Source organism: Nocardioides sp. zg-DK7169 (assembly GCF_013155365.1).
GTDB lineage: Bacteria > Actinomycetota > Actinomycetes > Propionibacteriales > Nocardioidaceae > Nocardioides.
In genome coordinates this window covers 89,909-108,407 of record NZ_JABJRA010000004.1, presented here as the reverse complement: position 1 = coordinate 108,407, position 18,499 = coordinate 89,909, and the positions used below count along the sequence as shown (strand labels likewise).

The following is an 18,499-nucleotide window of genomic DNA, read 5'->3' as shown; positions in this document are numbered from 1 at the left end:
GCGCACCCTATCCACGTGCGCGGACAGCGGCGAAGGCACCCGCCTGCGAGCCCGGGCCTCCCGGCGTGAGGTGCGCCACGCCCCGACCATGCATGTTTCAGACAGATTTCGACCCCGTTGCGGCAGGGTTTCCGAGCCGCTGCGGACGCTCAGGACTCCGGCACCGACTCCAGGTCCGCCAGCCAGGCGGCTGGGCTGGCGTCGGAGGGCATCCGCCAGTCGCCGCGCGGTGACATCGTCCCGCCGGCACTCACCTTCGGCCCGTTGGGCAGCGCCGAACGCTTGAACTGGCTGGCGAAGAAGCGGCGCACGAAGACCTCCAGCCAGCGGCGTACCTCCCCGAGGTCGTAGGCGACCCGCTTGTCCTCCGGGAACCCCGGCGGCCACTGCCCCGCCTCCGCCTCGTGCCAGGCGTGCCAGGCCAGGAAGGCGACCCGGCTGGGGCGCATGCCGTAGCGCAGCACGTGGAAGAGGGTGAAGTCCTGCAGCGCGTAGGGCCCGACCGTGTCCTCGGTGCTCTGCGGGCGCTCGTCCTCGCGGCTCGGCACGAGCTCGGGTGAGATCTCCTGGTCCAGGATCTCCTGGAGCACCGCGACGGTCTCGCCCTCGAGCTGGTCGTGACCGATGACCCAGCGGATCAGGTGCTGGATGAGGGTCTTCGGGACGCCGGCGTTGACGTTGTAGTGCGACATCTGGTCGCCGACGCCGTAGGTGCACCAGCCCAGTGCGAGCTCGGAGAGGTCGCCGGTGCCGAGCACGATCCCGCCGCGCTGGTTGGCGAGACGGAACAGGTAGTCGGTGCGCAGCCCGGCCTGGACGTTCTCGAAGGTGACGTCGTAGACCTCCTCGCCGCGGGCGAACGGGTGGCCCATGTCGGCGAGCATCTGGCGCGCGGCGGGGGTGATGTCGATGGTCTCGTGGGTGGTGCCGAGCGCCTCCATCAGCCGCACGGCGTTGTTCTTGGTCGTCTCGCTGGTCGCGAATCCGGGCAGGGTGAAGGCGAGGATGTCGCTGCGCGGGCGGCCGAGGCGGTCCATGGCGTTCGCGGCCACGATCAGGGCGTGGGTGGAGTCCAGGCCGCCGGACACCCCGATCACGATCTTGGGGTTCCCGATCGCGCGCAGCCGCTGCTCGAGCCCGGAGACCTGGATGTTGTAGGCCTCGTAGCAGTCCTGGGCGAGCCGCTCGGGGTCCGCGGGCACGAACGGGAAGCGGTGCACCCGGCGCCGCAGGCCCACGTCGCCGGCCGGCGGCTCGAGCTCGAACTCGACGCGGCGGAAGCGGCCCACCCGCGAGGTCCGCAGGCCGACCGACGCCGACGCGCGGCGGCGCGCGTCGCCCTCGGCGGCCGCGGCCGGGGCCGCGGGCCGGGCCAGCCCGTCGCCGACCCCCGAGAGGGAGCGGGCCGAGCCGTTGCCCACTCCAGTGGACGTGCGGGAGAAGCCGTCGCCCGCTATGGCCCCGGTGCGGGCGAAGCGCGCCTCCAGGCCGCGACGGTTGTCGTCGAAGGTGCCGGTGCGCAGCCGCTCCAGGCGGATCCGGTCCAGGTCGACGTCGACGACGGTGCGCCGGGGGCCGTCGGGGAACCGCTCGGTCTCATCCAGCAGCTCGCCGTGCTCGTAGACCATCGTCTGACCGTCCCAGGACAGGTCGGTGGTCGACTCGCCCTGGCCGGCCGCGGCGTACACGTAGGCGGCGAGGCAGCGCGAGGACGCCGAGCGCACCAGCAGCCGCCGGTCCTCCGCGCGGCCCACGGTGATCGGGCTGCCGGAGAGGTTGGCCAGCACGGTGGCGCCGGCGAGCGCGGCCTCGGCGCTCGGGGGCACCGGCACCCACATGTCCTCGCACACCTCGGCGTGCAGGACCAGGCCGGGCACGTCGATCGCGTCGAAGAGCAGGTCCGGCCCGATCGGCACCTCCTGGCCGGCCAGGACGACGGTCCCGGACACGTCGTCGCCGGGGGCGAACCAGCGGCGCTCGTAGAACTCGCGGTACGTCGGGAGGTAGGACTTCGGCGCCACCCCGAGGACCCGGCCGCGGTGCACCACCACGGCGGTGTTGAGGACCCGGTTGCCGTAGACCAGCGGGGCACCGACCACCAGCACCGGGGACAGGTCGACCGAGGCGCTGACGAGCACCTCGATCGAGGCGAGCACGGCGTCGAGCAGCGGGTCCTGGAGGAACAGGTCGTCCAGGGCGTAGCCGGACAGGCACAGCTCGGGGAACACCGCCACCGCCACGCTGTCGTCGTGGCAGGCCCGGGCCTGCTCCAGCACGGTGGCGAGGTTGGTCGCCGGATCGGCGACCCGCACCGGCATGGTGACGGCGGCGACGCGCGCGAAGCCGTGGGCGTAGGCGGAGTAGAAGTCCACGCGGTGAGTTTGGCACTCCGGGCCGGTGCGCGCCTCCACCCTGCCGGGGTTGGACCGCCGCCACGGGCGGGCGGGACGCGGGCTAGGCGCGGGCGCGGACCGACCAGGCCGAGGCCTGCACCTCGAACGGCGCCTCTGGCAGCCGACGACGGCACTCCTCGCGCAGCCGCTCGGCGGAGTCGCCGCGGCAGCTCGCGACGTGCGCCCCGGCCGGGCCGACGCCCAGCGTGTAGGGCTCCCACCAGTCGTCGAAGGTCTCGTGGCACACCCGCACCGTCAGCCGTTCGGCCCCCGTGACCGTCAGGCCGGCCTCCTTCGCCAGACGGGCCAGGTCGTGCTCGCCGGTGCCCGGCAGGGCCGCCTCCCCGAGCACGTCGGGCTCCAGCGCCCGCACCGCACCCCAGAACGGCGAGAGCGGGCCACCCTCCCCCGCGTGGTCCCACACGCAGGCCGCCACCTCGCCCCCGGGACCGGCCACGCGGGCCATCTCCCGCAGCCCCTCCACCGGGTCGGGCAGGAACTGCACCACCAGCTGCGCCAGCACCACGTCGTACGACGCGTCGTCGAAGGGCAGCCGCTGCGCGTCACCGAGGCGTACGACCGCACCCGGGCAGCGGGCGCGGGCGGCCTCCACGAAGGCCGGCACCGGGTCCACGGCCGCCACGCAGCCGGGCCCGAGACGCTCCACCAGGCGAGCGGTCAGCGCGCCGGGGCCACACCCGACGTCGAGCACCCGTTGGCCCGGCTCGACGCCGCTGGCGGCGAGGAAGAGAGGGGCCAGCGGTTCGGAGTAACGGCCCATGAACTGGTCGTAGGCCTCCGCGGACACGTCGAAGGACACACCTGACTCCCGGGACTCGGCACCTGGGGCGGGCGAGGAGCTCGCCCGATGAATCGGCACTGCCCCAGCAGTCTGACTCCGTGCGCACCCCGGCGCACCACCCTCCTGGAGGAACCATGTCCGAACCCGTTCCCGGCTCGCTCCCGACGACCGTCGTGATCAGTCCCTGCCTGTGGTTCGACGACGGCCTCGAGGCCGCGATGGACTTCTACACCTCGGTCTTCCCGGGGTCCTCGGTCGGCGACGTCCTGCGCCGGCCGGACCCCGACGGCGGCACCGGACAGGTGCTCGCGGCCGACTTCACCCTCGGCGGGGTGATGTTCCGCGGCATCAACGGCGGCCCGCAGTTCCGCTTCAGCGAGGCGGTCTCCTTCCAGATCGACTGCGCCGACCAGGCCGAGACCGACCACTACTGGGACCGGCTCGGCGACGGCGGGGAGGAGTCGATGTGCGGGTGGCTCAAGGACCGCTTCGGTGTCTCGTGGCAGGTCATCCCGCGTCGCCTCTACGAGCTGCTGCGCGACCCGGACCCGACCCGGGCGCACGCGGCACAGGAGGCCATGCTCGGGATGCGCCGGATCGTCGTGGCCGACCTCGAGGCGGCCGCAGACGCCGCCTCACGGACGTGAGGGCCCTCACGGTGATCGCCGCGGGCACCCCGGTCTAGCCTGAGGTCCGTCCGGGGACTCCAGCAGGGAGCCTCGAGATGCCACAGGAACGGAGCTCGACGATGAGCGAAGAGACCTCGCCGTACGGCGGCGGTGCCGCAGCGACCCCTGCCGCCACCCCCCGCCGGCGGATCCGCACCCACCACCTGCGCGAGCTCAAGGAGCGCGGCGAGCGCTTCGCGATGCTCACCGCCTACGACCAGTACACCGCCCAGGTCTTCGACGAGGCCGGGATCGAGGTGCTGCTGGTCGGCGACAGCGCCTCCAACAACGTCTTCGGCAACGAGACCTCGCTGCCGGTCACGGTCGACGAGCTGATCCCGCTGACCCGCGCGGTCTCCCGCTCCGCGCGGCGCGCGCTGGTGGTCGGCGACCTCCCGTTCGGCTCCTACCAGGCCTCCCCGGAGCAGGGCTACCTGACCGCCGTGCGGTTCATGAAGGAGGGTGGCGCGCACTGCGTCAAGCTCGAGGGCGGCGAGGAGATGGCGCCGGTCATCACCCGCATGACCCAGGGCGGCATCCCGGTGATGGCGCACATCGGCTTCACCCCGCAGAGCGAGCACACCCTCGGCGGCTACCGGGTGCAGGGCCGCGGCGAGACCGCGCGCCGCATCCTGGCCGACGCCCGCGCGGTCGAGGCCGCGGGCGCATTCGCCGTGGTGATGGAGATGGTCCCCGGCGACGTCGCCGCGGAGGTCACCCGCGAGCTCTCGATCCCCACCATCGGCATCGGTGCCGGCAACCAGTGCGACGGCCAGGTGCTGGTGTGGCAGGACGCCTTCGGGCTGCGCACCGGCAAGATGCCCCGCTTCGTCAAGCAGTACGCCGACCTGCGCACCACCCTGCTCGACGGCGCCCGGGCCTACGCCGACGACGTGCGCGCGGGCACCTTCCCCGGTCCCGAGCACACCTTCTGAGCCAGGCCCCCGGGCGGCGCGCCCGCCGGCTGGTCGCACCACGAGCGCCTACTCGCGCAGGGGTGCGGGCCGGACGCGCCGCCTGAACCGGGGCGTCGTGGTTACCGGCGGGCATGCGCACGCTCTCGGTGGCCGCGACCGCTCTGCTCGCCCTCGGGTTCCTCTCCCCCGCCGCCTCGGCGGCACCCGACCCGGGCGCTGCCGCAGGAGCAGGCGCGCGAGCGGAGGCGCCCGCGTCCCGGGCCGCGCCCGCGCTGCGGGTGCGCACCGTCGTCGGCGGCCTGGACATCCCCTGGCACGTCCAGCCGATCGGCGGCGGGCGGCTGCTGGTCACCGAGCGCAACAGCGCACGGCTGTGGCTGGTGCGCGACGGCGCCAAGCGGCAGGTCCGCTTCCCGAGCCGGCAGGTGTGGCGGTCCGGCGAGACCGGCCTGATGTCGCTGGAGGGCGACCCGCGCTTCGCCGACAACCGGCGCTTCTACACCTGCCAGGGCGCGCGGGGCGCGGGCGGCTCGCCGCAGGTGCAGGTGGTCGCCTGGCGCCTGGGCCCCGGTGCCCGGCGCGCCGTACGCGTGCGCACCCTGCTGTCCGGGCTCCCCGCGGCGCGCGATGGCCGCCACGGCGGCTGCCGGCTGCTGGTGCTGCGCGACGGCTCGCTGCTCTTCGGCACCGGGGACGCCACCGTCGGTACCAACCCGCGCAACCTCTCCTCCTACGGCGGCAAGACGCTGCGCCTGGTGCGCACCACCGGGGCTCCGTGGCCGGGCAACCCGTGGGCGAAGGCCAGGAAGAAGGCCAAGCGCTACGTGTTCACCTACGGCCACCGCAACGTCCAGGGCCTCGCCCAGCGCCGCGACGGCACCCTGTGGTCGGTCGAGCACGGCAGCTACCGCGACGACGAGGTGAACCGGCTCATCCGGGGCGGCGACTACGGCTGGAACCCGGTGCCCGGCTACAACCAGTCGGTGCCGATGACCGACCAGTCGCTGCCCGGCCGCCAGCGCGCGGCCCGCTGGCGCTCGGGGCCCTCGACGATCGCCACCAGCGGCGCTGCGTTCGTGCCCGAGCGCGGCTGGGGCGCCTACGGCGGCAACCTGGCCGTGGCCGCGCTGGCCGGCCAGCGGGTCGTCTTCCTCCAGCTCGACCGCCGCGGCAAGGTGGTGCGGACCCGGGTGCCCGACGCGCTGCGCCGCTACGGCCGGCTGCGCTCGGTGAGCGTCGCGCCGGGCGGCTCGCTGCTGATCACCACCTCCAACGGCGGCAACGACAAGGTGCTGCGGGTCTCCCCGCGCTGAGGACCATGGAGGAGTACCCGCATCTACTGCACACGGTGCTCGACACCACCGACGTCCGCGGGCTCGCGGAGTTCTACCGCGAGCTGCTCGGACTGCGCTACCGCCCCGGCGACGAGCCCCCGTCCGACGGCACACCGGACGACGCGGACTGGCTGGTGCTCGTCGACGACGCGGGCGCACGCCGGCTGGCCTTCCAGGCGGTGCCGCGCCTGGAGCCGACGACCTGGCCGAGCCACGACGTACCGATGCAGCTGCACCTGGACCTGACCGTCCCCGACCTCCCCCGGCTGGAGCAGCACCGGGCGCGGGCCGAGGAGCTGGGCGCGCGGCTGCTCCTGGACCGCACCGACGACCCAGAGGAACCGCTCTACGTGCTCGCCGACCCGGCCGGGCACCCGTTCTGCCTGTTCGTCGCCTGAGCGGATCGGCCTGGTGCGACGCGCGTCAGCCGTTCCAGTCCAGCAGCACGTCACCGGCGAGCACCAGGACGTACCAGAGCACGATCGCCGCGACCGCCAGCACCACGACGCCGCGGGGGCGTGCGGTCCACCAGCGGCAGGCGGTGACGAAGAGCGCCAGCCACACCGCGAGCAGGAGCACGACTCCCCACCACGGGGCGACCAGGCCGCTGGCGGCGTAGAGGAAGAAGGCGGCGGCCATCCCGGACATCCCCACGAACGGCCACGGGGAGACCGCGCGCGAGGCGGGCGGGGCCATGGGTCAGGTCTCGTCGGTGTCCGGCCCGGCGTCGTCGTTCCACTCGGGGTCGTTGTCCCAGGACTCGTTGCGCTCCTCGACGCGCTGGAGGGCCTGCGAGGCCTCGGCGGCCGAGGTGTAGGGGCCCAGCCGGTCGGCGTTGCGGCACCCGTCACGTCCCTCGACCGTGCGGTGCTTGAGGCAGAACCAGAACTCACCGTCGCTCATGGCCAGAACCTACACTCACCGTCCGTGACTCCTGTGGCTCCTGCGACCATCTCTCCCCGCCGTCCCGTCCCCGCCCACATCCCGCGGCCCGAGTACGTCGACCAGCCCGCCCCCGCGGCGTACACCGGCAGCGAGGTCAAGGACGCCGACACCATCGAGCGGATGCGCCGCGCGGGCCGCCTGGCCGCGCAGGCCCGCGAGCTGGTCGGCTCCCACGTGCGCCCGGGCGTCACCACCGACGAGCTGGACCGGATCGGCCACGAGTTCCTCTGCGACCACGGCGCCTACCCCTCCACGCTCGGCTACCGCGGGTTCCCGAAGTCGCTGTGCGCCAGCGTCAACGAGGTGGTGTGCCACGGGATCCCGGACAGCCGGGTGATCGAGGACGGCGACATCGTCAACATCGACATCACCGCGTTCCTCGACGGCGTGCACGGCGACACCAACGCCACCTTCCTCGCCGGCGACGTCGACGAGGAGAGCCGGCTGCTCGTCGAGCGCACCCGCGAGGCGCTGCGCCGCGGCATCAACGCCGTGCGTCCGGGTCGGCGCATCGACGTCATCGGCCGGGTGATCGAGTCCTACGCCAAGCGGTTCGGCTACGGCGTGGTCCGCGAGTTCACCGGGCACGGCATCGGCACCTCGTTCCACTCCGGCCTGATCGTCCCCCACTACGACGAGTCCGGCTATGACGACCTGATCGAGGTCGGCATGACCTTCACCATCGAGCCGATGCTCAACCTCGGCAGCCACGAGTGGGAGATGTGGGACGACGGCTGGACGGTCGTCACCCAGGACCGCCGCCGCAGCGCCCAGTTCGAGCACACCCTGCTGGTCACCCCCGAGGGCGCCGAGGTGCTCACGGAGGTGTGAGCGCCCGCGGCTACCTGTAACGCGGGGTTATCGTCGCTTCACACGCGTCCTGCGGTTGCGGAAGCGTCAACACCGCCTGCGAAGACGTCGTACGACGCGCCGCGCGCCACCCTCCGCCCAGGCCGCCCACCGTGGGAGGGTCCGGCCATGAAGACACGGGGGACGGCACTGGCCGGCGTACTGCTCACCACGATCACGACCGCCGGGCTCGGCATCGCCGCAGCGCCGAGCGCCCACGCCGCCCAGCTGGTCGTGGTCGACCCGGCCGGCGACACGGCGAAGAAGAAGCTCGACATCACCCGCGTCACCTTCCGCAACTTGGACCGCCGCATCGTGGCGCGGGTGGAGTTCGCACGCGAGGCGTCCGGTGAGCTGGTCGTCAGTGTCGGCCCCCGCAAGGACACCGGGATCCGCTTGGTCGCCGAGCGCACGCGCGACGGCTTCGTGCGCTCCTCGGTGCTGCCGGGCGCCTTCACCGACCCCGACCCCGAGGGCGGTGGCGTCGCCGGCCCGACCTGCTCCGACATCCGGGTGCGCTGGCGGGAGACCGTGGCCCGGCTGGCGCTGCCCTCGCGCTGCCTGCACGACGGCGACTACGGCGCACTCCGCTTCGCGGTGCTCACCGAGAAGGGCGGCCGTGACGCCGACTACGCCCCCGGGGCCGCCGACGGCTCCGACGTGGGCGTCACGGGCTGGGTCGCCCGCGGCTGAGCACGGGCGCCGCGCTCAGTCCAGGTCGTCGTAGGAGCGCTCGCCGATCTCGGCGAGGCGGCGCTCGACGCGCAGCACCGCGGTCTCGTGCTCGGGGTCCCCGCTCATCGCGGCCGCCAGGCGCAGGTGCGGCAGCGCCTCGGCGAAGCGCGACTGACGCTCCAGCGCCCGCCCGAGCGCGTGGCGCGCCCAGTCGTCGTCGGGGTTGTCGGCGACCAGGCCCTTCAGCTCCTCCTCGGCACGCCCGAGCTGGGCGCGGATCAGGAAGGCCCACGCCCGCAGCGAACGCAGCCCGGTGTTGGTGGGCTCCTCGGCCAAGGCCGGCTCGATCACCTCGAGGGCCTCCACCGGCGCGCGGCGTGACAGCAGGTCGTGGGCGGTGCTGTACGCCGCCTCGTGGCCGCGCTGGCCCGGAAACACCACCGGCGGGGCCTGGAGCTCCTCGAAGGACTCGTCCATGCGACCAACCTAGACGGGTGTGATCGTGGATGTGAGAGGCTGTGCCCGCGGATGGGCTGGCCGGGCGACCGCGCCGTACTCCTCGGAGTGCGTCGAGGAAGGTCCGGGCTCCACAGGGCAGGGTGGTGGGTAACGCCCACCCGGGGTGACCCGCGGGACAGTGCCACAGAGAACAGACCGCCTCCAGGCTCGGGCAACCGGGCCGGGAGGTAAGGGTGAAACGGTGGTGCAAGAGACCACCAGCGGCTCGGGCGACCGGGCCGGCTAGGTAAACCCCACCCGGAGCAAGGTCAAGAAGCCGCGGTTTCGCACCGCGGTGCGCGTGCGTTCGAGGGCGGCCCGCCCGAGCACGCGGGTAGATCGCTGGAGGCTGTCGGCAACGGCAGTCGTAGATGGATGGTCGCCACCCGGACGCCCGCAAGGGCCCCGGGGACAGAACCCGGCCTACAGGCCAGCCCGTCCGCAACACCCCCTCTGACCTGCGAAAACTCGATCAGCTGTCCGCGGCGGTCCGCGAGGAGTCCGCAGGAGCGCCAAGAACCGAGTCGATCGCCTCGCGGGTCCTGTCGTCGGAGTCCGGCCAAAGGTGGGAGTAGGTGTCCAGCGTCTCGGCCGCCGAGGCGTGCCCGAGCCGAGCCTGGACGGTCTTCACGCTCTCGCCGTACCGAATCAGCAGCGAGGCGTAGTAGTGCCTCAGCGCGTGCGGCCCCGACCGGTCGGGCAGACCCACCGCCGCGGCGAGCGGGCGCCACAAGTGGCCCATCGCCTGCCGACTGATCGGCTCCCCTCCCTCGAGCGTGAACACGAGCCCGTCTGCGTTCGCCGGGTACGCCGCGAGATGCGCGGCGACAGCATCGACCACCGCCTGCGGGAGCGGGATGGTCCGTTCGCTCGCCGCGGTCTTCGGCGGACCGAACACGGGCTGACCCTTCACGACCGAGACCAATTGCCGGTCGACGACAACCTCGCGCCGGAGCATGTTCAGCCGGTCGAGCGTGAGGCCACGAACCTCGGCCGGTCGCATCCCGGTGCCAGCCGAGAAGATGACCAGCGCGCGGAGCCGATCGGGCAGCGCTGCGCGCAGCTGTTCGACCTGCTCGGTCGTCGGAGGCACCACCTTCCGCTTCGCCGTCTTCGGCAGCCGCGTGCCCTCGCACGGGTTCGCCACGAGCCGCCTGTCCTTCACCGCAGCCTTCATCACCGACGACACGATCGAGTGCACGACGCTCACCGTCGACGGCGCCAGTGGCTTCCGATCGGCACCTCCGACGCTCAGCCGCTTCACCCACGCCTGGATCTCGCTCGGCAGAATCGACGACAGCGGCCGCTCCCCCAGCGTCGGGTAGGCGTGCCGTCGGAGCATCGTCTCTACGTGCGCCTGGCTGCTCGGGCGGTGGACCTGGGCGAGCCGCCACTGCTCGGCGTAGGCCTTGAAGGTCACCGAACCGGCCTTGGGGTCGACGTACTGCCCCGTGACGACCGACGTGGTCACCTCGTCAAGCCACCGCTGCGCGTCCACCTTTCGCGCGAAGTGCCGGGCGTGCTCGCGGCCGCCGGCGTCGCGATACCGGGCCCGCCACTTGCCGTTGTCGCGCTTCTTGACGCTGCCGCTCATGACTCGGAGGCCCCGCCGGCACGACGCGGGTCGAAGTCCCGCCTCCACACCTCGGTGGCCTCCCGGACGGCGTCGGCAGGCTCCTTACCCAGCCAGTCCTTCGCGTCATCGCGAAGCCGACTCGAGATCGCGTCGTCGTGCCGATCTGCGTCGTCCAACGCGGCCTCGATGCCGGCCTGCGCTTCGAAGAACTCGTGGGCCTGCTCCGAGAGCCTCTTGTACGCCGCCTTGACGGCGCGCATCTGAGCCAGCAGCTCGGCTTCCGTGTCTGGAGCTACGAGCTGGCCGAGCCCATAGACGTACCCACCGCCCAGGATGTCCACGAGCGCACTGGCCTCGGTAACGCGCAGGGGACGCTCACCCTTCTCTGCAGCCCAGACGGTGGCCTGAGACCACTTGAAGCCGCGCGCGCGCATCTCGTCGGCGAGGACTTGCTGGCTCATGGCGCCCCGGAGGCGCTGGAGATTGCGGCCGATGCTCTGGTCATCCATGCGCGACACGCTACTAGGAATTCTAATGACGATCCACCACGTCCGAGGGGGTACAGTCTCTCCTAGTCGAAAACCACTAGAACTCAAGGGGTCCTCATGGCGACCGATCTGATGCGGATCGAGGAGGTGTCGGAGCTGACCGGCATCCCGCTGAACACGCTGCGCTACTGGCGCGCAAACACCAGAACAGGTCCAAAGTCGGCCAAGCTCGGCCGGCGGGTGGTCTACCGGCGTCAGGACGTCGAGGCGTGGATCGACCAGCAGTTCGCTGCCGCTGACGGGACGCCCGCCGCCTGATGGCCGCGTCGGCACGGCAGCCATCGTCGCGGCGGGAGGTGTGGCATGGGCATTGAGCTGATGAAGATCGTCGTCCACAGACACGGCCGACTCCCGGGCAACGCGTACAAGGTGCTGATGGCGATGGCACAGACCGCGCTCGATCGCCCGGTGGATGGGAAGCCGGCCCGGCTCTACTTCGGCGGCTGGGAGCCCTTGGCGCGCGCGCTCGGGCACGAGGTCCCGCTCGAGGACAAGAGCGACCCTGGCGTCACTGCGAGGCGCGACCAGCTGCAGGAGTACGTCCGCCGTGCGGTCAGCCAGCTAGCGCGCGAGGGCGTCTTCGAGCGGCTGGTGGAGCACCCTCGCCATGGCGATCGCCAGGTCTACAAGCTCACCGTCAGCGCCCTGGGTTCAGCCCCACTGGAACAGGGGGGCAGCAGCCCTACCGAAGTAGTGGGGCTGAGCCCCACCGAAACAGGGGTGCAGCAGCCCCCCACAAACCGTGGGTCGAGCCCCCCGGAAACAGGGGGCCCTAGGAAGGACCTAGGAGCAACGGAGGACTTACTCCCAGAACACACGACCCCGCCGCCGCTTGTACCTCTAGGTGTCGCGCCCGACCCGGAGCCGACAGAGCAGATCGATCCCTATATTCACTCCTTCGAGTCCGGCATCGGTGCCCAGCGGTGCGATCTGTGCGGTAAGCCCACCGGCCACGCCTGGCACCTGGCCGCGGCCGGCATCAGCGAGCGGGCCGCCAGCTGATGGCGACCATCCCGCTCGACTCCAGCGACGCACGCGAGCACCGCGAGGCCGAAGCCGCCCGCCTCGAGGCTGAGGCGGCCGCCCAGCGCGAGCACGCTGAGACGTGCCGGGGCGGCTGGCTGGGCGAGGACGACGAAGGGCGGCCGGTGCCGTGCCGGCGTTGCCGCCCATGGCTCGCGCACGTCTCTTGTCGCATCTGCTCCGCGCCGTACCAGGCCTGCCACAACCTCACGACCATCCGCCGCGGCCCGTGCTGCGACGGCTGCAACCACACACCCACCCACGGAGGACACGTCCCGATGATCACCACCACGGAGGTGGCCCGCTGATGCCGCGCCGCAACCGCCGCACCAAGGCCCCGAAGCACTACCGGACGACCGAGTCCGTCGGGCAGCCCACCTTCGAACGCCTCGCGCGCGACCTCGTGGTCCGCGGGCTGTGCTCGTGGCGCGTTCTCGATCGCCCGGGCCAGTACGTCGCGGTCTCGACCGAGATGGGCAGGCCCTGATGACCCAGTCGACTCCCGCCACGCCCGCCGCTACCGCGGTAGCCCTCGCCCAGATGCGGGCTGCCACCGGCGTCCGGGGGCCACGAGCGGCCGGACAGCCCCCGGCCACGGCGTCGCCCGCGCTGGACGCGGCGGTCGCCGAGGCGCTCGCGCAGATGCAGGCCGCCACCGGCGTGCGACCCACCACCCGATCCCAGGAAGGCACCACCCATGGCTAAGACACCCGCCACCCACGACTACGACACCGGCGGAGACCCGGCGCACGCGGCGTTCCCCTCCGCAGCGTTCCGCGCCAGCATCCGCGCCGGCCGGTACCCCGTCATCCCCGAGCAGCTCCGCGCCGCGCTGAACGCCCGCGAGACGCTCGAGACCGCCCTGCAGAACCTGTACGCCAGCGCCCCGGCGCGGGGCGGTGAGGCTCAGCAGCTGCTCGCTGCGCTGAGGAACGGCGGGGAGCTCGAGGAGGCTCTCTCCGCCGCCGTCGACACCAGCCTCGAGCACGACCGCCGCGACATCGCCGCCCGGATCCTCCAGCGGGCACAGGAATCCGCGGAGGACCACCTGCCTCAGGCGATCACGAACGCCCTACCCGAGATCTTCGCCGGGCTGCGTGCTCGACTCGATGAGGTGGCGGGCATCCTGCGCCAGGCCTACGCCGACGCCGGCGACCTCGACATCCACGCGCCCGACCCGCTGGTCGTCGCCCAGGCCACTTCCAAGCAGCAGAAGGCCCTGGTCACCATCGCCCACCAGACCCGGGAGTACCGGCTGATCCGCAACGGTCAGCGAGACGCGCTGGCTTCCAGCTCGCTGCGCATCCCCGGTGACAGCGACTTCCGGGTCGGGTACCGGTGGCAGGACTTCTTCGAGACCGGGCTGCACGAGGTCTCCGCGCCGGGCCCCGGCGGTCTGCCTGGCAAGGGCATGCCAGCGCGCAAGGCCGTGCGCGCCGTGGTCAGCCGCGAGGACCTGTGGTTGCCCGACCCGGAGGACATGTACGCCGCCTACGAGCGTCTCCAGTCGACGCTGGCAGCCGAGAAGGAAGCCGCCGCGGCCGCGGCCCTCGACGGCCCGACGGAGCCGCAGATGGGCACCTGGGACCCGGGTACCGCCGCCTTCCTCGATGCCGGCGCCAGGAACGGGCGTAGGTCATCTCGATGAGTGCGTCCGCGGCCGCCGAGTGCCCGCACAGCCCGCCGAGCACCGCTCGAAAGGGGTGGGGGTACCCCCGAACGCCTGTTCGATTTAGGGGACCGTGGGGGAGGGCTCTGAGGGGTGCGGCAACCAATCAACCTCAATCGGGGGCCGGGGCGGCCCTGTGCCTACCCCGCCCGCACGCTCAGGGAGGTGGTGCCGATGCCCGCGAAGCGTGACCCCAGCAAGCCCAATTCCCGCGCGCATCGGGGCACCATCGGGGCAAAACAGGCCCTGATCGACCTCCCAGCCGCCGGTTGCGACCTGCCGGTGCCCTCGATGCCCAAGGGCCGGGAGTGGACCACCCACCAGCGCGCACGCTGGCGCGAGCTGTGGAAGTCGCCTCAGGCGACGCAGTGGGACGACTCCGCGCGCGGGACGGTGGCCACGCTCGTGATCTACGAGTCGATGATCTTCGAGGACCGCGCCTCGGCATGGGTCGCCCAGGAGGCGCGGCACGCGGCCGAGTCCCTGGGCCTGACTCCGAAGGCGATGGTCTCGATGGGTTGGCGGATCCTCGACCCCGGGGCAAGCGAGTGAGCGCGCGGCGGCGTGCACGGGCGCCGCGCGCGTTGCCGGCCGCGGCTGCCGGCCAGGTGCCGCCCAGCCTGCGCATCGGCCGCTGCGTCGAGGTGTGGACGGCCGAGGAGCATCTCGCTGACCCGTTGGCGATGTCCGCACGTCGCTCGGCCGCCGCCCGGTTCGCCGCGGTGCGCAGCTGGTGGTTGCAGCGCCACGAGATCACGTCGCCTCGCGACCAGCGACGCGCCATCCGGGACGGTTCGCCGTGGTCTGTGACCGCCGCCGCCGTCCCGGTGGCCGGCTACGCCACCTCTGCCGAACTCGCAGCAGCCCGCCTGGCACCGGCCGGCGGCGTCGACATGGCCGCCCTGCGCCGCGAGGCCGTGGACCTGTTCGACCAGGCGCCCCGGCGCGGACCCGATGAGTCGTTCTGAGACTGCCCGCTCCTTCACACCCCCTACCCCGAGAGGCCCCCCCCCGATGAACACCCTTGACCTCGAGCTCGCGGCTCTGCCCGAGCTCGTCCACACTCCCCTCGCTGAGCTACTCGGCCAGCTCACCGCGATGACCCAGGACCAGCGCATGGATGCGGTGCGCGCGGTCGCTGCGCTCGCCGACCAGTTCGTGCGCGCGCAGCTCGCGGGCCACCCCGAGGCGCACCACTTCGCACCGACCGTGCAGCTGCTGTGCCAGCTCGTGGAGCTCCTCGCCGAGATCGACGCCCACCTCTGCCCCGCCGACGCCGAGGAGGGGCGCTGATGGGTACCCGTCACGAGCGCGTCGTACTGGAGCTCGACGACCAGTTCACCTCCGGCATGGCCCGGGCCTACGCGGCGACGGCACTGCTCGACAAGGGCCTCAACGACCTCGACGGGTCCTCGGTACGCGCCCGCCGGGGCGTCTCGGGGCTGAACGACGCGAACGCCCTCCCCGGCGTGGAGCGCAACGCCCGCAAGGCCGACCAGTCGATCAACCAGCTGACCGGGCGCATCCGGCTGATGCTCGACGCCGCGGCGGCCGTTGGCCCCGCCACCCTCCCACTGGCCGCGGGCCTTGTGCCGGGGCTCGCGGCGATGGCCACCCAGGTCGGCGCCGCGGTGGGTGGCATCGGCGTCATGGTCCTCGGGCTGAAGGGTCTCGGGGACGGTCTCAAGGCGCTGAACGCCTACCAGCTGGAGCCGACCGCGGAGAACCTCGCGGAGATGCGCCTCGAGATGGAGAAGCTCGGCCCGGACGCCGCGTCGTTCGTGCGCTACCTCGACCAGCTCGAGCCGACGCTGCGCAGCCTGCAGATGACGGCCCGCGCGGGGATGCTGCCCGGCTTCGAGGACGGCATCGACGCGTCGCTCACCCGGCTGCCGCAGGTGCGGCAGATCATCGCGGAGATCTCCGGTTCGGTCGGCGACCTCGCCTCGACCGCGGGTGAGTCCCTGGGCGGGCCGAAGTGGGACGCGTTCTTCGACTTCCTCGACGAGCGCGCCGCGCCGATCCTCACAGAGTTCATGACGACGCTCGGCAACTTCGGGCTCGGCCTCGCCAACATGATGGTCGCCTTCGACCCGGCGAGCCGCCGGTTCTCCGGTGGCCTGCTGGAGATGTCGGAGGCCTTCGCCGACTGGTCCGCCGGGCTCGAGGACAACGACACCTTCCAGGCGTTCCTCGACTACCTGATCGAGACCGGACCCAAGGCGCTCGACTTCGTGGCCGCCTTCATCGATGCCCTGTCCGGGATCGCCCAGGCCGCAGCCCCAGTGGGTGACGTGGTCCTGCCGATCCTGACCAAGATGCTCGAGGTGCTCGCGGCGATCGCCAAGTCGGACATCGGCACGCCGATCTTCGCTGGCATGGCCGCGCTGGCCGCCTACAACCGACTCCTGGCGACCACGGGCGCCCTGCAGGCGCGCATGGCAGCCCCGGGCGCCGGCGGGCTCACCGGCCTGATCGGCGGGCACGCGCGAGACATCAAGGCGAGCCTGCCGAGCGTGGCGCAGGTCGGCACCGCGTTCGCGAAGGTCGGACAGTCCGCGCAGTTCGCGAGCACGAAGACCCTTGAGGCACGCTCGGCGGTGCGCGGGTTCGCCCGCGAGGCGGCGCCCGCGGGTGCCGCGGTCGCCGGCATGGCGCTACTGACCAGTGGCGCCGCGGACAACATCGGGCTGGCGAACACCGCCTCCCTCGCGCTGATGGGCACCCTCGCCGGCCCGTGGGGTGCGGCGATCGGTGCCGGTGTCGGTCTCACGATGGACTTCGCCGCGGCGAACGACGACCTGTGGGACGCCCTCGACCGGGTGAACAAGTCCCTCGAATCGGCGAACCCGACCAGGTCCGACCTCACGCGGGTGACCTCTGAGCTCGACGTGGCGACCGAGAAGTACGGCGAGCTGTGGAACCAACTCGACCGGTTCGGCGAGGAGGGCTGGAACCCGCTCTGGCAGATCTCGAACCCTGGCGACGCCGTCGCGGGCGCGAAGAACTTCGTCGAGGGAGTCTTCGGCAAGTCCGACATCGAAGAGGCCTACGAGGCGCAGCAGAAGGCCGCCGCCGCGCAGCGCGAGCTTGCGGAGTCGATGAAGTTCACGAACCTGTCCGCGGAGCAGCAGGAGGCGGCGCTGCTCGCCGCTGCCGCGGCGGCGCAGGAAGAGGCCGACACCATCCGGGGCCAGCTCATCGCCTCCATGCGGGCCCTGCGCGCCGAGCGGCTGCGCAACGTCAACGCTCAGCTGAACTACAAGGCCTCGATCCTCGACGCCCGTGACGCGCTCAAGGAGAACGGGCGCACCGTCAACGAGAACACCCGCGCCGGCCAGGCCAACCTGCGCTCGCTCTACGCGCTCGCCGAGGCGTGGAACGCGCAGGGCAAGGGGGCGAAGAACGCCGCCGGAGCGATGCAGGCAGCCCGGAAGAACTTCATCGACACCGCGGTCGCGATGGGCATGCCCATCAAGAAGGCCCGCGAGCTGGCCGATCGCCTGATGGAGATCCCGCCCAAGCGCGTCATCATCGTCGATGCCCAGACCCGCGAGGCGATGGGCAAGCTCTACGAGCTGCGCAACTTCCAGATCGGCGACAAGACGATCCGCATCCACACCGTGCGCACCGACAGCACCGGTGTCGACTTCGTCTCCGGCGGCACCCCCCGCCGGGGCAAGGGCTCCTACTCCACCGGTGGTTACACGGGCCCCGGCGGCAAGTACGAGCCCGCCGGCGTCGTGCACCGCGGTGAGGTCGTCATCCCTCAGGAGGACGTTCGCCGCGACTGGGACTTCCTCCGTACCCGCTACGGCCACCTCCCCGGGTTCGCCGGCGGCGGCGTCGTGGGCCGCAGCGTCGGGACGGCCGCCTCCATGACGTACCGCGACCTCGAGGGCGCCGGCCTGGTCGACTGGCTCCACGAGTCCGCCCGCGGCCTCAAGGAGCTACAGCGGGCGCTGGAGAAGTCCGAGAAGGTGCTCGACAAGGAGACCAAGAAGCGCGACGCCCTGGTCTCCCGCAGGGACGAGCTCGCCTCCGGCATCAGCACCGGTCTGCGCTCCGACCTGTGGGAGCAGAGCGGGAACGCCTGGAGCGGCGGCGCCCAGAGCGCGTCGTCGGTCGCGGACGCCGACATCCGGGAGGGCCGCGCCTTCGTCCGGCTCACGCGCGAGCTGCGCCGCAAGGGCCTCAAGGGCCAGGCGCTGGTCGAGGTCATCGGCACCGGAGACATCGACCGCATGGCGGCCTACTCCGAGATGACACGCGCGGAGCTGGCCGGGTTCACCCAGCGCGTCCAGGTCCGCGAGCGGGTGCTGCAGCGCGCCGGCGCGGTCGGAGGTGACGCCCGCTACGGATCCTCGATCCGAGGCCTCGACAAGTCCGTGAACGGCATCGAGCGCGAGGTCCGTGCGCTGCGCAAGGACGTCCGCAAGGCGGACCGGAACAACAAGAAGGCCTCCGAGAAGAACGCCGACGACGTCACCAAGGGCGTCAACGGGGCCGGGACCAAGGGCAAGAGGAACCGGCGGCGAGACCGCTGAATCTCACCCCCGGCGGTGCTGCTTGTCGTGCCAGACGGGACGGCACCGCCGGCGG

The 18,499-nt window shown here is 72.3% G+C and carries 22 protein-coding genes and 1 other RNA gene; 16 read left to right on the top strand and 7 right to left on the bottom strand.

Annotated features, from left to right (window positions below; genetic code table 11):
• Nucleotides 1–149: 149 nt before the first annotated feature.
• The gene (locus tag HOQ23_RS21485; protein ID WP_367650419.1) at nt 150–2,372 is read right to left on the bottom strand and encodes an NAD(+) synthase; all 2,223 of its coding nucleotides are present in this window, start codon (nt 2,370–2,372) and stop codon (nt 150–152) included.
• A gap of 82 nt (nt 2,373–2,454) precedes the next feature.
• On the bottom strand, nt 2,455–3,213 hold the full coding sequence (locus HOQ23_RS07535; RefSeq protein WP_172213400.1) for a methyltransferase domain-containing protein: 759 nt from the start codon (nt 3,211–3,213) through the stop codon (nt 2,455–2,457).
• 116 nt (nt 3,214–3,329) lie between these two features.
• On the opposite strand from HOQ23_RS07535, the gene HOQ23_RS07530 reads away from it, so the two are divergent.
• The 4 genes from HOQ23_RS07530 (at nt 3,330) to HOQ23_RS07515 (ending at nt 6,512) form a co-directional block, all read left to right on the top strand.
• Nucleotides 3,330–3,842, top strand: coding sequence for a VOC family protein (locus HOQ23_RS07530; RefSeq protein ID WP_172213398.1), 513 nt, complete (start codon nt 3,330–3,332; stop codon nt 3,840–3,842).
• Nucleotides 3,843–3,943: 101 nt separating this feature from the next.
• Nucleotides 3,944–4,798: a 3-methyl-2-oxobutanoate hydroxymethyltransferase gene (gene panB / locus HOQ23_RS07525; protein WP_301539724.1), complete on the top strand. Its 855-nt coding sequence runs from the start codon at nt 3,944–3,946 to the stop codon at nt 4,796–4,798.
• A gap of 113 nt (nt 4,799–4,911) precedes the next feature.
• Entirely contained in the window at nt 4,912–6,093 is a 1,182-nt protein-coding gene (locus HOQ23_RS07520) for a PQQ-dependent sugar dehydrogenase (protein WP_172213394.1), read from the top strand.
• Nucleotides 6,094–6,098: 5 nt separating this feature from the next.
• Nucleotides 6,099–6,512 carry a VOC family protein gene (locus HOQ23_RS07515; protein WP_172213392.1) on the top strand — a complete coding sequence of 138 codons (414 nt, stop codon included), beginning with the start codon at nt 6,099–6,101 and terminating at the stop codon, nt 6,510–6,512.
• Nucleotides 6,513–6,537: 25 nt separating this feature from the next.
• Here HOQ23_RS07515 and HOQ23_RS07510 read toward each other — a convergent pair whose 3' ends face one another.
• Both HOQ23_RS07510 and HOQ23_RS07505 read right to left on the bottom strand, forming a co-directional pair.
• Nucleotides 6,538–6,810, bottom strand: a complete 273-nt coding sequence (locus HOQ23_RS07510; protein WP_172213390.1) for a hypothetical protein — start codon at nt 6,808–6,810, stop codon at nt 6,538–6,540.
• A gap of 3 nt (nt 6,811–6,813) precedes the next feature.
• Entirely contained in the window at nt 6,814–7,017 is a 204-nt protein-coding gene (locus HOQ23_RS07505; protein ID WP_172213388.1) for a hypothetical protein, read from the bottom strand.
• Between the two features lie 24 nt (nt 7,018–7,041).
• Between HOQ23_RS07505 and map the strand changes: the two genes are divergently transcribed.
• Nucleotides 7,042–7,890 carry a type I methionyl aminopeptidase gene (map, locus tag HOQ23_RS07500; RefSeq protein ID WP_172213386.1) on the top strand — a complete coding sequence of 283 codons (849 nt, stop codon included), beginning with the start codon at nt 7,042–7,044 and terminating at the stop codon, nt 7,888–7,890.
• 147 nt (nt 7,891–8,037) lie between these two features.
• Nucleotides 8,038–8,601 (top strand): hypothetical protein, encoded by a 564-nt coding sequence (locus HOQ23_RS07495; protein ID WP_172213384.1) that lies wholly within the window; start codon nt 8,038–8,040, stop codon nt 8,599–8,601.
• A gap of 15 nt (nt 8,602–8,616) precedes the next feature.
• Here HOQ23_RS07495 and HOQ23_RS07490 read toward each other — a convergent pair whose 3' ends face one another.
• Nucleotides 8,617–9,060 (bottom strand): tetratricopeptide repeat protein, encoded by a 444-nt coding sequence (locus HOQ23_RS07490; RefSeq protein ID WP_216653892.1) that lies wholly within the window; start codon nt 9,058–9,060, stop codon nt 8,617–8,619.
• Nucleotides 9,061–9,112: 52 nt separating this feature from the next.
• Here HOQ23_RS07490 and rnpB point away from each other — a divergent pair.
• An RNA gene (rnpB, locus tag HOQ23_RS07485) (RNase P RNA component class A) lies at nt 9,113–9,523 on the top strand.
• A gap of 30 nt (nt 9,524–9,553) precedes the next feature.
• Here the strand turns inward: rnpB and HOQ23_RS07480 are convergent.
• Both HOQ23_RS07480 and HOQ23_RS07475 read right to left on the bottom strand, forming a co-directional pair.
• Complete coding sequence (locus tag HOQ23_RS07480) at nt 9,554–10,675, bottom strand: site-specific integrase (RefSeq protein WP_172213382.1); 1,122 nt, start codon at nt 10,673–10,675, stop codon at nt 9,554–9,556.
• Nucleotides 10,672–11,166: a hypothetical protein gene (locus tag HOQ23_RS07475; protein ID WP_172213380.1), complete on the bottom strand. Its 495-nt coding sequence runs from the start codon at nt 11,164–11,166 to the stop codon at nt 10,672–10,674. The genes HOQ23_RS07480 and HOQ23_RS07475 overlap by 4 nt, the downstream gene beginning before the upstream one ends.
• Nucleotides 11,167–11,262: 96 nt before the next feature.
• Between HOQ23_RS07475 and HOQ23_RS07470 the strand changes: the two genes are divergently transcribed.
• From HOQ23_RS07470 to HOQ23_RS07430, 9 genes are all read left to right on the top strand, one after another.
• Nucleotides 11,263–11,463: an AlpA family transcriptional regulator gene (locus HOQ23_RS07470; protein ID WP_172213378.1), complete on the top strand. Its 201-nt coding sequence runs from the start codon at nt 11,263–11,265 to the stop codon at nt 11,461–11,463.
• 45 nt (nt 11,464–11,508) lie between these two features.
• Nucleotides 11,509–12,207, top strand: a complete 699-nt coding sequence (locus HOQ23_RS07465) for a hypothetical protein (RefSeq protein ID WP_172213377.1) — start codon at nt 11,509–11,511, stop codon at nt 12,205–12,207.
• Nucleotides 12,207–12,536 (top strand): hypothetical protein, encoded by a 330-nt coding sequence (locus HOQ23_RS07460; protein ID WP_172213375.1) that lies wholly within the window; start codon nt 12,207–12,209, stop codon nt 12,534–12,536. The genes HOQ23_RS07465 and HOQ23_RS07460 overlap by 1 nt, the downstream gene beginning before the upstream one ends.
• The gene (locus HOQ23_RS07455) at nt 12,536–12,715 is read left to right on the top strand and encodes a hypothetical protein (protein WP_172213373.1); all 180 of its coding nucleotides are present in this window, start codon (nt 12,536–12,538) and stop codon (nt 12,713–12,715) included. The genes HOQ23_RS07460 and HOQ23_RS07455 overlap by 1 nt, the downstream gene beginning before the upstream one ends.
• A 210-nt stretch (nt 12,716–12,925) precedes the next feature.
• The gene (locus HOQ23_RS07450) at nt 12,926–13,876 is read left to right on the top strand and encodes a hypothetical protein (protein ID WP_172213371.1); all 951 of its coding nucleotides are present in this window, start codon (nt 12,926–12,928) and stop codon (nt 13,874–13,876) included.
• Between the two features lie 195 nt (nt 13,877–14,071).
• Nucleotides 14,072–14,449, top strand: a complete 378-nt coding sequence (locus HOQ23_RS07445; RefSeq protein WP_216653891.1) for a hypothetical protein — start codon at nt 14,072–14,074, stop codon at nt 14,447–14,449.
• Nucleotides 14,446–14,865: a hypothetical protein gene (locus tag HOQ23_RS07440; RefSeq protein ID WP_172213369.1), complete on the top strand. Its 420-nt coding sequence runs from the start codon at nt 14,446–14,448 to the stop codon at nt 14,863–14,865. Before HOQ23_RS07445 ends, HOQ23_RS07440 begins: the two co-directional genes overlap by 4 nt.
• Before the next feature lie 46 nt (nt 14,866–14,911).
• The gene (locus tag HOQ23_RS07435; protein WP_172213367.1) at nt 14,912–15,190 is read left to right on the top strand and encodes a hypothetical protein; all 279 of its coding nucleotides are present in this window, start codon (nt 14,912–14,914) and stop codon (nt 15,188–15,190) included.
• The gene (locus tag HOQ23_RS07430) at nt 15,190–18,444 is read left to right on the top strand and encodes a hypothetical protein (RefSeq protein WP_172213230.1); all 3,255 of its coding nucleotides are present in this window, start codon (nt 15,190–15,192) and stop codon (nt 18,442–18,444) included. Before HOQ23_RS07435 ends, HOQ23_RS07430 begins: the two co-directional genes overlap by 1 nt.
• Nucleotides 18,445–18,499 lie beyond the last annotated feature (55 nt).